The sequence below is a fragment of the Pseudomonas syringae KCTC 12500 genome (assembly GCF_000507185.2).
Lineage (GTDB): Bacteria > Pseudomonadota > Gammaproteobacteria > Pseudomonadales > Pseudomonadaceae > Aquipseudomonas > Aquipseudomonas syringae.
Map to the genome: position 1 here is coordinate 865779 of NZ_AYTM02000002.1, position 14962 is coordinate 880740.

Genomic DNA, 14962 nt, shown 5'->3' on the forward strand with positions numbered 1-14962 from the left:
TCCCCGATAGGCAGACAGGGTGAAGAATATCCCTTATTGAGCCGTCATGTTCACCGCCTCCGCAATCTGCCTGGAAAGAGTGACCGCGAATTCGTTGATCGCTCGCTCACGCTCACGGGAGATCACGCCAATCTGCTCGAGGTACTGCTGATCGGATTGCTGGTCAGGCGGCAACTCATCCAGGGCCACCAGGCGCTGATTGAAAGGCTGCTTGACCGGCTCGAACTCCGGGGCGTAACGAATTTCCAGATAACTCATCCAGAACTCCCGGCTAATCATCGACTGAAAAAACTCAGGGGTGGTTTCGCGATCGATGATTTCGTTGTAAGCCGCCTGCAAATCCGCTTCGCTCACCCTGGCAATAGCGCGGAACCACATGATTCGCGGCTGGCCCGGCAGTTCAAGCCGCGCTTGCAGACCGACGCGATAGGCCAGGCGTACTTCGGCCTCATCGACGCTCTCGCCGCTCGCCTGGCGAAACGCAATCTCGCGCAGGGCAATTTTCTCCACCTGGTCCAGACGGTCCAGACTGCGGGTCATCCTGAACAGCTTGCGTGGCTGCGCGGACGCCGGCGTGGATGACATGATCGAGAAGATCTGGACGCGCACTTCCATGTCGCCAAACACCAATGCCAGTCCATCGCCACACGTCTGCGGGTGCGCAGCAACATCGAAGAGCTGGGCACGCAGCTCGGCGTTTACCGACGCCGATTCGATCATCGACCAGACCCGCGCAATCAGCTCATCGCGGTTACTTGAAAAGTCGGCCGAGTGTGTCAGATCGCTTAGCATCTGAAAAAAATCCGTGGAGCCGGCACAAGCGCGCAGGTCTTGCCACAGCCTTGTGCGGGTATTGGCCTGCTCACGATTCAGGCCTAAAAGCCACGGCGCACTGTCAGCCCCGGCCTCAACCGGATTGACACTCTGGCTGACACCCCATCGCGGTCGCAGCCTTCCCTCGCGAAACAGCCTGATGCGCTCCAGCGTGGGTGAATTCAACGGATTGCCGTTCAGATGCAAGTGCAGGCGCGAGGAACTGAGGGAGCGCTCGATGTTATCGAGCTCATCGATGGATATTTCCGAGATGCGATTGTCACGCACATCAATACGAATCAGCTCAGACCGAAGCCAGTTCCATGCCGGCAATCTGCTAATGCCGGAGCCGCGCAGAAACAACAGGCGCAGGGAGTTCAGTGCATTGATGGGGACGTCCTCGCCGAGCGAGCAAAAATTGAGGTCCAGAATTTCCAGGCGGTTCAGGTTCTGCAACGTCGCGTTGGCGGACTCTGTCCAGATCAGCGGATTGTGGCTGATGGACAGCTCTGCAAGCTGAGGCATTTGCCCTATCGAAGTCGGCAAGGATCGCAGGTCATTGAAGTCCAGGCTCAGCGAACGCAGTCTATTGAAGTTTTTCAGTAATGCATCCGCTTGTGGATCGGTAAGCTGCATGGCGCGGGCTTTCAGCACCGCCACATGGTCGAAGTTGGCCGTGATATCCGGTAGTTCTCCGATACGCAGATTATCCAGATCGAGCGCGTACCCCAAGAAGTCACCTTGAAAGTTTCGGCACTGAACGCTCAAGCGTTTCCAGCAGTCGTGAATGCGCGTCGCGGCAACCTCCCTCGGCCGGCGCATCGAAGAAAAGGGCGTTTCCGCGACCCAAGTGTCCAGGGTAACCTGGAGCGTTCGCAGTTCATCGGCGAGGCTGCTCAGTCTTTGCCGGACGAAAGTCGACAACTCCCTCGCCAGTCCGGTGTGTTCGGCGCGCAACGCGTTCAGGAAACCGGACACCTCTGCATCGGAAAAATCAGGGTATAAGCTTTTTACCGCAAGCTCCGGCGAGTACCTGGACGCGCCGATGCCCAGACGACGAAAGAAACGTCGCAACCGTCCACTCAGGGGGTAGCCAATACGGCCATGGGGCAAGCGTTGCGGCCATTTGATACCCGGCTTGATCAGTTGTAATTGCAGAACGGCAGCCATGCGCTCACGTCGTTCGACTGCCGTATTGCGCAACAGGCTGCGCAGTTGCAGCTCATCCGCATCAGCGGGCAGCTGGATGTCGAGCCGCACTTGCTCAGGAAGCGCCAGCAACAACGCCCTGAAAAACTGCTGATCCACTTCACTGAGCGACTCGCCCGACGGCTCAAAGCACTGAACACCCTGCTCGGTATTGACCAGCAGCCGGTGCGATGAGGCCTGATCGCTGTCGAGACTGGCTATTTCGTCGCCCTCCAGCGAATCCTTCAACAGATCGATCGAAACATCACCACGCCAGCCTGGCACGTACTGCAGCATGCCCAGCCCCGCTGCCCGCGTGTCCGGATTATCGGTTACCGCCCGATAGAAGCCTTCGTTGGCGCGGTTTATCCGCAGTTGCTGCTGATACTCGCGGGCATGCTCGGCAAGCCCTAGAGGAATGCGCTTTTCAGTGGTCATTCGCGCTTTGTCTGCATCGCTGGCCATGCCGATGAGTTCGAGCGCCACGCTGCTCGGCAGGCTTTCGAAGTCGCGCTGTATCAGCTGGACATGCGGGTCGTCGCTGCGACCTTTGAGCGCCTGCATGTCATCCAGCAGGCGCCCGACGTGCGTCTGGGCGTAATCGGCCAGATAGCGCTTGAGGCCACGCAGTTGAACGGCCCTGTCGGCACGGTCGCTTCCGCTCAGACGAGCGGCTTCATCGGCGGACAGATTTTCCAGCAATTGACCCAGCACCTCAGTGAGCTGCCCGGTCGGCCCTGTGACATGGGACGACAGCGTCATCTGCGATCCCGCGTTCCACGCTTCCAGCAGCGCGCCTTGGGCGTCGATCAGTAGCAGGCCGCGGGCCTCATGCCAGCGCGGTGATGACACCAGCAGTTTCAGCCACGGTTCAAGATGAGAAACATGGACATCAGTCACATCGGCGGCCTGAAGAGCGTCGATGCAGGCGTGCAACTGCCGTTCTGTTTCAACGCGCTGAATGGCGTCCTTCAGCAAGGCCGGAGGCTGGAGGTTCTCGACATGGACCTGGCGCAACAACGCCTCTTGGGTGCCGGTGATGCGCAGGACTTTCTGAATGTCTTCTTCCGGGAACGCATGATACGTCGGGTTCAGGCGTCTGAAAGCCGTTACCTCGTCCCAACCCATGGGGTTTTCCCATTCATGGCGCCATGCGCCAGCACCGTTGTGTTTGAGCTTCGGCGCGTACGAACGCTCATTCACCGGATGCCTGACGCGCCATTGGGTGCCGTCTGCATCGGACTCGACGCGATACAGTTTGCCGTCCAGTGGCAACCAGGTCTTGCCCTCGTGCTCATAAAGCCCAAGGGCGTTGCTGCTCAGGTTGTCGGGCAACGAAACCGTATGCGCATAGGCATCGATGCTCGGCTTGCCGAGACGTACGGCCCCGTCGACACGCCGTTGCACCAGGCTTTCGATGAACATCGAGGGTTGCAGCCCGTTCACCGCAGCCACGACGCCGCCTACCACCAGCATCTGTGCAACGTTTTCGCCGATGTCGTAGACATGTTGCATGGCGTCTTCGACTTCATCGTGCTTCCAGTCTTCGTAAGCAACGAACGCTTCGCTGGCGAGCTGATAGAGGGCGACCACGGACATGACTTCACCCAGCACCGGCACAAAGAACCCGGCCACGTTGAACAGGTTCATACCATTGTTTTCAAGGCTTTCGATCAGTGCATCGTGAGCCTGCTGGTCCACCTGAGCGGAAGGCACCGCGATAGCCTTTGAGTCGTCATAGGTTTTGGCCAGCAAATGGTCGTATAGCCGCTCGAATGGCGGCTTCGAGAATGGCTGCGCCTGCACGACCAGGTCGGCATCGGGGTTCAGCTTGCGATCCCTGGCCGGATACAGCCGCGCGTCCAGTTTGGTAAAAAATGCCGAAGCCTGGCCGAGGCTGACGAAACGGCTGAAGTAGCGTCGATAGTGTTCGCTACCCAACGCCGTAACCAGCCAGACATTGAAGGCCCGCAACGATGCGAACTGCTTGATCGGATGCGAGGGCTCGGAAGGCAGGTAGACCAGACAAGGACCGTCATCGGGCCTGGCGTCATCCTGCTGTATCAGCAAAGCACCCTGTAACAGCGAGCCGGGGAACGTGTAGGTGTCGAGCATGTGCAGTTGGCAATAACGCACGCCCTTGCCATCCCATCGCGGCTGGTCAACGGACTTCACCATGTCCAGCAGGGTCTGGTACGCCGCTTCAGTGATATCGCCTTTCATCACAGCGATATGCGCAAGCACCTCGACGGCGGCACGCTCGCTGTCCATGAATGCGCTGGCAACCGCTTGCGCAGCCGGGCCTGGCGGTTTGAACACGCTGTCCAGATGGGTCTGATACTGGCGGCCCAGATCCAGCTCATGGCAAAAATCAGCGAACTGTTCGAGATCGATCGCCTGACGGTCCCGGTATTCCACCTTGTAGCGGCGCTGGGCGCTGTCGATCAGCCAGTAGCGCAGGCCACCTGTGCGCAAGATTGCAGAGTAGGGATCGAAGCGGCTTCTGTTGCTCGGAGCGAAGTTCTGCAAGGCCGCCTGGAGCAGAGTCTGCTCAAGCGGGGCCGGGCTCCAGGTACTGTCGTAGCGCCAGGTCATCAGTTGAAACGCTTCAACGTCGAGGTCGAGCTTGAAACGTTCGACAAACGCTTTCGACAGCAAGGGCGCTGCAAACTGCTGCGCCGGTAACAGCCGGTTGCGCATTGGCTCCAGCGCCTGCGCGCAACGGCGTGCGCTTTGCTGGCTGGCGTGCAGCGCCTGGCGCAGTGCCGTAGACGCGCCCACATACCAGTCTGGCAAGTTGAGCCTGATGAATTCGGTGTTGGCGTGCTCCGCTTCGAACGGCGCCGCGTCCTGCGGTGGAGGCGTTACAGAGGCGTGTGCAACGGACGATTCTATTGTTTCAAAGGGGTTGTATCTGAGGGTGAACATGGTCGATACCGCTAATGGCTTTGTGAATAGCCAATACGATAAAGACCCAACGGCCTGCACATGACATAACGGGGTATGACAGGCAGCGCCCGTCTCAAGAGCGCTACCCGTCGAACGCGATCAGCGCTTGCGCAGAATCACGCTGCCGATCGAGTAACCAGCGCCAAACGAACTGAGTACCGCCAGAGCGCCTTGCGGCAAGTCGTCCTGATAGGTGTGAAACGCAATCACCGAGCCCGCCGAGCTGGTATTGCCATAGGTGTCGAGAATCACCGGCGCTTCTTCGACACTGGCGTCGCGGCCCAGCAGCTTCTTGACGATCAGATGGTTCATGCTCAGGTTGGCCTGGTGCAGCCAGAAGCGTCTGACGTCAGTGATGTTGATGCCGTTGTCCTGCAAATGCGCAGCGACTAGCTCGGCGACCATAGGGCACACCTCGCGGAAGACCTTGCGGCCTTCCTGCACGAACAGCTTGTCCGGCGCACTCTGGCCCTCGTCCGAGGTACGGTTGAGGAAACCGAAATTGTTGCGGATGTTGTTGGAAAACTGGGTCAGCAGCCGGGTGCTGACGATATCGAACTGATAAGGCGACGTGGCAAGATCGGCGCGCTCGATCACCACCGCCGTGGCGCCATCACCAAAGATGAAGTGGCTGTCACGGTCACGGAAATTAAGGTGTGCGGTGCAGATTTCCGGGCTGATCACCAGCAAGGCGCGAGCCTGACCCAGTTGCACGCTGTTGCAGGCCGTCTGAATGCCGAAGGTGGCCGACGAACAGGCCACGTTCATGTCAAACCCGTAACCGGCAACGCCCAGCGCTTGCTGAATCTCGATGGAGATTGCCGGATAGGCGCGTTGCAGGTTGGAGCAGGCAACGATTACACCGTCAATGTCGGCAGCGGTTTTGCCGGCGCGTTGCAGCGCCTGTCTGGCGGCAGCTACACCCATCTCACAGAGGATCGACCATTCGTCATTGCTGCGCTCCGGCAGGTTGGGCTTCATGCGCTGCGGATCGAGAATGCCCTCCTTGTCCATGACGAAGCGGCTTTTGATACCCGAAGCCTTTTCGATGAAAGCGGCGCTGGACTCACTCAGCGCCTGCACGTCGCCACGTTCGATAGCGGCGGCATTATCGCTGTTGAACTGTGCAACATAGGCATTGAAAGACTGCACCAGCTCTTCGTTGGAGATGCTGTTGGCCGGGGTAAACAGGCCTGTGCCGCTGATGACGACGTTGTGCACGGTCGTTCCTCTCTTATTGAGTTGCAGGTAATGACCTGCTCACGCACGGCAACTGAAGGCCCACTGCTTTTTGGGACCTGCGTACCAGTGCGACTGTAAAAGCTGCCCGTAACCGGGAGCAGCATTTCATGACACGGTGAAGACAGGCGCGGAGTGTGCCACAGAGCCCGGTTTTGGCGCTATCGGGCCAATGAATATAGGCACGATAGACGCCTTTCACTTCGTGACAGGAAGCAGCAGATCAGCTCTCCACCTGACTCCACTGCTTGCTCAACCGTTTGTCCGACACGGGCATTTTCGTGCCCAGTTGCTGGGCGAACAGCGAGACGCGGTATTCCTCCATCCACCAACGGTACAGCGCCAGTTCCGGGTCGCGCTTGCCTTCTTGCGCGTGCTTGTCGGCGCGTGCCTGGTATTGCGTCCACAGACCTGCCAGCTCGATGCTCCACACCCGGTCCTTCTGCACCTGAGACGGCAGTTTTTCCAGACGCATCTCGATGGCCTTCAGATAACGCGGCAGCTCCTTGAGCCATACCGCCGGAGTCTCGCGGACGAATCCGGGGTACACCAGCTTGCTCAGTTGCGCCTTGATATCGTTGAGCGCCACCGCCTGGGACAGGTCGATCTTGCCTTTGAAGCGCTTTTGCAGACCGTGCCACAGCTTGAGAATTTCCAGCGTCAGCTTCGCGAGCCGCTCGGCATGCTCGGTCCAGTCGGCGCGCTTGCGCTCAGCCAGCGACAGCAGGCCGGCACCGTCGCGCGGCAACTCGGCTTCACCTTCCAGCACGCAACTGTCGAGGCTGGCCAGCAGGATGTCTTCGATCAACGCATCGATGCGCCCCAGCTCGCGATGAAGCAAGGCCAGTTCGGTCTGCCCCGGCAATTTGTTGCGCAGAAACTTGGCGGGTTCGGCCAACTGCTGCAACAGCAAACGCTGCAAGGCGCGGCGATGCTGATACTCGGCCTCGGCCTGGGTCGAGAAACGGCCTTCCTTGACCGCTCCGCCCTCTTCGACCAACGCCGGATAAACCGTCATCGACAGCCCGGCGATGTTCTGCTGGGTTTTCTGCGCCACCGCAGCGAAGGCCTTGGCCTGCACGGGCTGCTGGCTTTTCGCGGTTTGCGGCACGGCCAGCGCGGCCTGACTCGCCTCGGCAAAGCGCGCCGTCAGCTCGGCCAGATCGCGCCCCTCACCGAGAAACTTGCCGCTGCCATCGACGATTTCCAGATTCATCTTCAGATGACCTTCAAGCTGCTGTGCCGCCTCGGCCCAGGCTTCGTCACTGACCCTTACACCGGTCATGCGCAGCAGTTCACGGCCCAGCGCCTGAGGCAATGAGCCCTCGCCGAAGGTGATGCGCTGCAACGCCGCCTTGATGAAATCCGGGACCGGCACGAAGTTCTTGCGCACCGCCTTGGGCAGGTTGCGAACCAGCGCAATGCACTTGGTCTCGAGTAACCCCGGCACCAGCCATTCAAGACGCTCGGCAGGCAGCGACAGCAACAACGGCGCGGGAACACGCAAGGTCACGCCGTCACGCGGGTGATTGGGTTCGAAGTGGTAGCTCAGCGACAGGCTCAGGTCGCCCAGCCGCAGGGTGTCCGGATATTGCGCGGCGGTGACTTCGCTGGCCTCGCGCGCCAGTACGTCCTCTTCGCGCATGATCAACAGCTGCGGATTCTTCTGGCTTTCGGTTTTGTACCAGCTGTCGAAGGTGGCCGTCTGATGAATCTCGGCCGGAATGCGAGCTTCGTAGAAGCTGTACAGGGTGTCTTCGTCAGCCAGAATATCGCGGCGTCGAGCCTTGGCTTCCAGCTCGTCGAGCTGTTCCAGCAAGCGGGTATTGGCGCTCAGGCACTTGGCCCGCGACAGGATATCGCCACGCACCAGGCCTTCAAGAATGAACAGCTCGCGCGAAACCACCGGGTCGATAGGTCCGAAATGCACCGGGCGACGGCCCACCACGATCAGGCCAAACAGCGTGATCTGTTCGAACGCCACGACCTGCCCGCGCTTCTTCTCCCAGTGCGGCTCGAAGTGGTTTTTCTTGATCAGGTGGCCGGCCAGCGGCTCGATCCAGTCCGAATCGATCTTGGCGACCATGCGCGCGTACAGTTTGGTGGTTTCCACCAGTTCGGCGGTCATCAACCACTGTGGACGCTTCTTGCCCAATCCGGAGGACGGGTGAATCCAGAAGCGCCGCTGTCGTGCGCCGAGGTAATCGCCCTCGTCGGCCTTTTGCCCGATCTGACTCAGCAGACCGGAAAGAATAGCCTTGTGAAACTTAGGGTAATCGGCCGGCTCTTTGTTGACCGTCAGTTGCAGGTCGCGACAGATCAGGCTCAATTGCCGATGGGAATCGCGCCATTCACGCAGGCGCAGGTAATTCAGGAAATTGCGCCGGCACCAGTTACGCAGCGGACTGGCAGTCAGGGTCTGGCGCTGCTCTTCGAAGCCGCGCCACAGATTGACCATCCCGGCGAAGTCCGAGTCGGCGTCCTTCCATTGCGCGTGAGCCTGATCCGCAGCCTGCTGACGCTCTGGCGGGCGCTCGCGCACGTCCTGTACCGACATGGCGCTGGCGACGATCAGCACTTCCTGCAGGCTGCCCTGCTTCGCCGCTTCCAGCAGCATGCGGCCCATGCGCGGGTCCACCGGCAGGCGAGCCAGCTGGCGGCCCAACGGGGTCAGCTGATTCTCGCGGTTGACCGCCGAGAGCTCCTGCAACAGGTTGAAACCGTCGCTGATCGCCTTGCCGTCCGGCGGCTCGATGAACGGGAAGTCGGTGATCTCGCCCAGGCGCAGGTGCAGCATCTGCAGGATGACCGCGGCCAGGTTGGTGCGCAGGATCTCGGGGTCGGTGAATTCCGGCCGACCGTTGAAATCCTCCTCACTGTACAGACGCACGCACAGGCCGGGCTCGACCCGTCCGCAACGGCCTTTGCGCTGGTTGGCACTGGCCTGGGACACCGCCTCAATCGGCAGGCGCTGGACCTTGGCGCGATAGCTGTAGCGACTGATGCGCGCCGTACCGGTGTCGATCACGTAACGGATGCCCGGTACAGTCAGCGAGGTTTCAGCGACGTTGGTAGCGAGTACGACGCGACGACCAGGGTGCGATTGAAAGATACGCTGCTGCTCGGCCGGCGAGAGGCGCGCGTAAAGCGGCAGAATCTCGGTGTGCCTGAGCTGCGCCTTGCGCAGCACCTCGGCGGCATCGCGGATCTCGCGCTCGCCAGGCAGGAACACCAACACATCGCCTGGGCTCTTGCGCTCGCTGCGCTCGAAGGCCGCCAGTTCGTCCAGCGTGGCCAGAATCGCCTGATCGACGGTCAGGTCCTCTTCAACGCTGTTGCCGTCTTCGTCCTGCTCGCTGGTCAGCGGGCGATACCAGACGTCCACGGGGAAGGTACGCCCGGACACTTCGATCACCGGCGCATCGTTGAAGTGCTCGGAAAAGCGCTGCAGGTCGATGGTCGCGGAAGTGATGATGACCTTAAGGTCCGGACGACGCGGCAGCAGGGTCTTCAGATAACCCAGCAGGAAATCGATGTTCAGGCTGCGTTCGTGGGCTTCGTCGACGATGATCGTGTCATAGCGCTCGAGAAAGCGGTCGTGCTGGGTTTCGGCCAGCAGAATACCGTCGGTCATCAGCTTGATCAGGGTGTTGCTGTCGCTCTGGTCCTCGAAACGCACCTGATAGCCGACCAGCGCACCGAGCGGCGTACCGATTTCCTCGGCAACCCGGCTGGCCACGCTGCGGGCGGCGATCCGGCGCGGCTGGGTATGACCGATCAGACCGTGCTGACCGCGACCGATTTCAAGGCAGATCTTCGGCAACTGGGTGGTCTTCCCGGAGCCAGTCTCGCCGGCAATGATCAGCACCTGGTGCTTGAGCAGCGCTTCCTTGATCTCGTCACGCTTGGCCGCGATGGGCAGGTTATCGTCATAACGAATCGCCGGGACACTTTCACGCCGCGCCGTGACCTGCGCGCAGGATGCCTGCACGCGCGCAACCCACTGCGCCAGCTTCGCCTCGTCGGGCTTTTTGCGCAGGTCGTGCAACTGACGGCGCAGACGATGACGTTCGCTGATCATCGCTTGGTCGAGGTTTTTCAGAAGTTGGTCGATAGAGGGCGATTCGTCGGTCATCAGGCGCGCAGGGTCTTTTTTCAAATGGCAGATGCGGATTGTCGCAGATTGCGGTGGGTCGTGACGATGGTCTGAGGATTGGGCGGTCTATGACGGCAACGACGCAGCATCTTCTCTCTTGCACCAGCGCATCAAAAAAGACCAAAATTTAGCACTAACTGGAGTCCTAAATCATGCAAAGCATCCTTGCAGATGTCGCGGTCAGCGTCTCTGAACTCAAGAAAAATCCGTCAGCGGTCCTGAGTGGCGCTCATGGTTTACCTGTGGCCGTCCTTAATCACAATAAAGTCATGGGCTACATGGTCCCTGCCGAGGTGTTTGAAGCAATGATGGAGAGGCTTGATGACCTTGATCTGGCCGAGCTGATCAAATCTCGCCAACATGAAAAGCCGGTGTCGGTAGATATAGATGACCTTTGAGCTTGAATTTCTGCCCTCGGCCTTGAAGGAGTGGGAAAAGGAAAATACAGGCCATCTGTGCTGTCATGCGTAAATATCTGACGGGTTTGTGGGCGTGCATGCACGCTGGAGAAGATTTTGACACAGCCAAGCTTTTCAGCGAAAAGCACCTGATAAAAGCTTGACCGTGAACAGATTATCTACAAAAGCCCTGCTCTGCACTCATCGAGATTTTTATATAACGATGAGCGCCTGGCGTGGAAATGAACGTCAATCCGGTTTCGGGCCTGCTCTTACTTCTTCACACCCAGTTTCTTCAATTCCTCGTCACGCAGCTCGCGACGCAGGATCTTGCCGACGTTGGTGGTCGGCAGCACGTCGCGGAATTCGACGCTGCGCGGCACTTTGTAGCCGGTCAGGTTGGCGCGCATGTGCTCCATGACCTTGTCCTTGGTCAGGGTGACGCCCGGTTTGGCGACCACGAAGACCTTGATGGTCTCGCCCGACTTCTCGTCCGGGACGCCGATCGCCGCGCATTGAAGCACGCCGGGAAGCGTCGCCAGTACGTCTTCCAGTTCGTTGGGGTACACGTTGAAACCGGAGATCAGGATCATGTCTTTCTTGCGATCGACAATCCGGATATAGCCGTCAGGCTGGATGATCGCGATGTCGCCGGTCTTCAGCCAGCCTTCGCTGTCGATCATTTCATCGGTCGCTTCCTGGCGCTGCCAGTAGCCTTTCATGACCTGCGGCCCCTTGATGCACAGCTCGCCGGTTTCACCGAACGCCAGCTCGTTGCCCGCATCGTCGATGACCTTGCACAGGGTCGACGGTACCGGAATACCGATGCTGCCCATCTGCACGTACTGAGAAGGATTGACCGTGGCCACCGGGCTGGTCTCGGTCATGCCGTAGCCTTCGCAGACCTGACAGCCCGTCACCTGCTTCCAGCGCTCGGCAGCGGCCTGCTGCAAGGCCATGCCGCCGGACAAGGTGACTTTCAACGCCGAGAAATCGAGGTTGCGGAAGCCTTCGTTATTGCACAGGGCCACGAACAGCGTGTTAAGGCCGACAAAGCCGCTGAACTTCCATTTCGACAGTTCCTTGACCATGGCCGGCAGGTCACGCGGGTTGCTGATCAGGATGTTGTGATTGCCGAGCAGCATCATCGCCATGCAATGAAAGGTGAAGGCATAGATGTGATACAGCGGCAGCGGCGTGATGATGATCTCACAGCCTTCGTCCAGATTTGACGCCATCAGCGCCCGGCATTGCAGCATATTGGCGATCAGGTTGCGGTGCGTGAGCATTGCTCCCTTGGCCACGCCGGTAGTGCCGCCGGTGTACTGCAGCACGGCAACATCGGCGCTGCCAGGCGACACCTCGGTCACTGGCTGACCACGGCCCTTGCCAAGTACATCGTTGAATTTGACGGCCTTGGGCAAGTGATAGGCCGGGACCATTTTCTTCACGTACTTGATGACGCTGTTGATCAGCAAGCGCTTGAACGGTGACAGCATGTCGGCCACTTCGGTGACAATCACCTGCCTGATCTGCGTCTTGGGTACGACCTTCTCGGCCAGGTGGGCCATGTTTGCCAGGCACACCAGCGCCTTGGCACCGGAGTCGTTGAACTGGTGTTCCATTTCCCGCGCGGTGTACAGCGGGTTGGTGTTGACCACGATCAGCCCGGCGCGAATCGCGCCAAAGACGGCAATCGGGTACTGCAATACGTTGGGTAGCTGCACGGCGATACGGTCACCCGGCTGCAGGTCGGTATGTTGCTGAATCCAGGCGGCAAACGCGCCGGACAACTCATACAGTTCGCCGTAGGTGATGGTCTTGCCCAGGTTGCTGAACGCCGGCTTGTCGGCGAAGCGCTGGCAGGACTGCTTCAGGACCGCCTGGACGTTAGGGTACTCGTCGGGGTTGATATCGGCAGGGATACCGGACGGGTACTTGTCCTTCCAGAAGTTATCAATCATTCAGTCGGCTCCGTAGCGATAGCGAATTCTTCACATCGCCTGAAGCGATGATTTTCTTGTGCTTGGAATTATGCAGTAGACGCTTTTTCCGCTTTATGACTGATCAAAAAGCGCGCCGAGAGTAGCAGCTTTGCCAAAGGCCGACTAGAGGCATAAGAAGGCCAGACAGTCACTAATAAGACCATAAAATCACATCTGGTCACTTTTAATACATTTAATAAAACCTCATCACTGCCTCAAAAGCACCGGACCAGAGCGGCCCCTCAGCATAATCGCCTGTTTCCGGAAAAAATCGACCCCGTTTGCAGCGATCTGCAAACGGGGTCAGGTACACAGATGGAGACGATTAAAGGGTCAGGCAATGTCCCGAAGCTCGCGGCGCAGAATCTTGCCCACCGGGGTCATTGGCAATGAATCACGCAGAACGATCTGCCTGGGCACCTTGTAGCCGGTGAAATTCTCTTTGCAGAAGGCCTTGAGCTCTTCGATGCTCAGCCCCGGGTCTCGCGCCACCACGAATAGCTTCACGGCCTCCCCCGAGCGCTCGTCCGGCACGCCGATGCAGGCGCAGTTGGCGACTTTCGGATGGGCCATGACCACGTCTTCGATTTCGTTGGGGTAGACGTTGAAACCGGACACGATGATCAGGTCTTTCTTGCGGTCGACGATACTGACGAACCCGTCAGCGCCAATCACGGCAATGTCACCGGTCTTGAACCAGCCTTCGGCGTCCAGGCATTCGGCTGTGGCATCAGGCTGGTTCCAGTAGCCTTTCATGACCTGCGGCCCTTTGATACACAGCTCGCCACGCTCGCCGAAAGGCAACTCGATGCCATTGTCATCGATGACTTTCATGGCGGTGCCGGGCACGGGAATGCCCACGGTTCCCAAGCGCGCCAGAGTGCCGTAGGGATTGGCACTGGCAACAGGCGACGTCTCGGTCAGGCCGTACCCTTCGACGATCATGCAGCCGGTGATCTGCGCCCAGCGCTCGGCCGTGGCCTTGACCAGTGCAGTGCCGCCGGAGTTGGTGCTTTTCAGCGCCGAGAAATCCAGATTCTTGAATTCCGGATGGTTCATGAGCGCAACGAAGAGTGTGTTGAGGCCGATCATGGCAGTGAACTTCCACTTGCCCAGTTCCTTGATGAAGCCGCCGATATCGCGAGGGTTGGTGATCAGAATGTTGTGATTGCCGCTGATCATCATGCACATGCAGTTCGCCGTGAACGCGTAGATGTGATAGAGCGGCAGCGGCGCGATCATCACCTCTTTGCCTTCTTCAAACAGCGATCCGCCTTGCGGCCCTTGCTGACGCATGCAGGCATAGACCTGCTGCATGTTGGCGACCAGATTGCCATGGGTGAGCATCGCGCCCTTGGCCAGCCCCGTGGTGCCACCGGTGTACTGCAGAACGGCAACATCCTGCAGACCTCGCGGCACGACCTGCATGCGGCTGTCGCGCCCCAGGCGCAGCGTTCGCTTGAAGCCGACGGCCTGAGGCAGATGGAATTCAGGGACCATCTTCTTGACCTTGTCGACAATGGTATTGACCAGCCAGCCCTTGGCAGCCGATTGCATGTCGCCCATTTTCACTTCGATCAGGTATTCGATGGCCGTGTCCGGCAGCACTTCCTGCACCAGCTTGCCGAACAGATTGAGATAGACCAGCGCCCGGGCGCCGGAGTCCTTGAATTGATGGCGCATCTCGCGCGCGGTGTACAACGGGTTGGTGTTGACCACCGTCAGACCGGCACGCATCGCACCGAATACGGCGATCGGGTACTGCAGGATATTGGGCATCTGTACGGCAATGCGGTCACCCGGCACCAGTTGCGTGTGCTGCTGCAAATACGCGGCGAAGGCGGCGGAGTGACGCTCGAGTTCCGCGTAGGTCAGCGTCACGCCCATGTTGCTGAACGCAGGTCGGTCGGCGAATTTCCTGCAGCAGCGCTCAAACACCTCGACGACCGATTGGTAGGTCTGCAGATCCACCTCGGCGTCGACACCCGCCGGACGCTTGTCATCCCAGAAGTCAGCTTGCATTATTTTTATCCCTTTTCCCTGCATAGGTCTGAGCGGACGTTAGCAGTTAAAGCACCTCAGGCAAATCATCATCCGGGCCTCATCAGCAGCATGAATCTTGTCTCTGTTCAGACTGAAATCTGTCGCCAGCGATACACTGCGCACGGCAATCGGGCTGGTAAAGACACCTGCCCGATAGCGCAGTAGCCGTATTCACACGACGTTTGCTTATT

Annotated in this window: 6 protein-coding genes and 1 pseudogene; 2 read left to right on the forward strand and 5 right to left on the reverse strand. The window is 59.2% G+C overall.

The genetic code is table 11. The features are described 5' to 3' along the window. Positions 1-33 precede the first annotated feature (33 nt). The 3 genes from V476_RS04330 to hrpA all read right to left on the reverse strand — a co-directional run bounded on the left by V476_RS04330 (position 34) and on the right by hrpA (position 10324). Positions 34-4929 carry an NEL-type E3 ubiquitin ligase domain-containing protein gene (locus tag V476_RS04330; protein WP_024960381.1) on the reverse strand — a complete coding sequence of 1632 codons (4896 nt, stop codon included), beginning with the start codon at positions 4927-4929 and terminating at the stop codon, positions 34-36. Positions 4930-5049: 120 nt separating this feature from the next. Continuing rightward, on the reverse strand, positions 5050-6171 hold the full coding sequence (locus V476_RS04335; protein ID WP_003425567.1) for a beta-ketoacyl-ACP synthase III: 1122 nt from the start codon (positions 6169-6171) through the stop codon (positions 5050-5052). A gap of 241 nt (positions 6172-6412) precedes the next feature. Next, entirely contained in the window at positions 6413-10324 is a 3912-nt protein-coding gene (gene hrpA / locus V476_RS04340; RefSeq protein WP_024960382.1) for an ATP-dependent RNA helicase HrpA, read from the reverse strand. A 173-nt stretch (positions 10325-10497) separates the two neighbouring features. Between hrpA and V476_RS04345 the strand changes: the two genes are divergently transcribed. Together V476_RS04345 and V476_RS29260 are read left to right on the forward strand one after the other, a co-directional pair. Continuing rightward, positions 10498-10743, forward strand: a complete 246-nt coding sequence (locus V476_RS04345) for a type II toxin-antitoxin system Phd/YefM family antitoxin (protein ID WP_003402372.1) — start codon at positions 10498-10500, stop codon at positions 10741-10743. A gap of 32 nt (positions 10744-10775) precedes the next feature. Beyond that, positions 10776-10907, forward strand: a pseudogene (locus tag V476_RS29260) (IS110 family transposase); the annotation flags it as partial. 108 nt (positions 10908-11015) lie between these two features. Here the strand turns inward: V476_RS29260 and fadD1 are convergent. After that, positions 11016-12707: a long-chain-fatty-acid--CoA ligase FadD1 gene (gene fadD1, locus V476_RS04350; RefSeq protein WP_024693515.1), complete on the reverse strand. Its 1692-nt coding sequence runs from the start codon at positions 12705-12707 to the stop codon at positions 11016-11018. Positions 12708-13061: 354 nt separating this feature from the next. Next, positions 13062-14750, reverse strand: coding sequence for a long-chain-fatty-acid--CoA ligase FadD2 (fadD2, locus tag V476_RS04355; RefSeq protein ID WP_024960383.1), 1689 nt, complete (start codon positions 14748-14750; stop codon positions 13062-13064). Between the last annotated feature and the right edge of the window lie 212 nt (positions 14751-14962).

Coding starts and splice junctions, on each gene's coding strand:
- hrpA (WP_024960382.1), bottom strand. CDS start 10,324: ATGACCGACGAATCGCCCTCTATCGACCAACTTCTGAAAAACCTCGAC.
- V476_RS04345 (WP_003402372.1), top strand. CDS start 10,498: ATGCAAAGCATCCTTGCAGATGTCGCGGTCAGCGTCTCTGAACTCAAG.
- fadD1 (WP_024693515.1), bottom strand. CDS start 12,707: ATGATTGATAACTTCTGGAAGGACAAGTACCCGTCCGGTATCCCTGCC.
- fadD2 (WP_024960383.1), bottom strand. CDS start 14,750: ATGCAAGCTGACTTCTGGGATGACAAGCGTCCGGCGGGTGTCGACGCC.
- V476_RS04330 (WP_024960381.1), bottom strand. CDS start 4,929: ATGTTCACCCTCAGATACAACCCCTTTGAAACAATAGAATCGTCCGTT.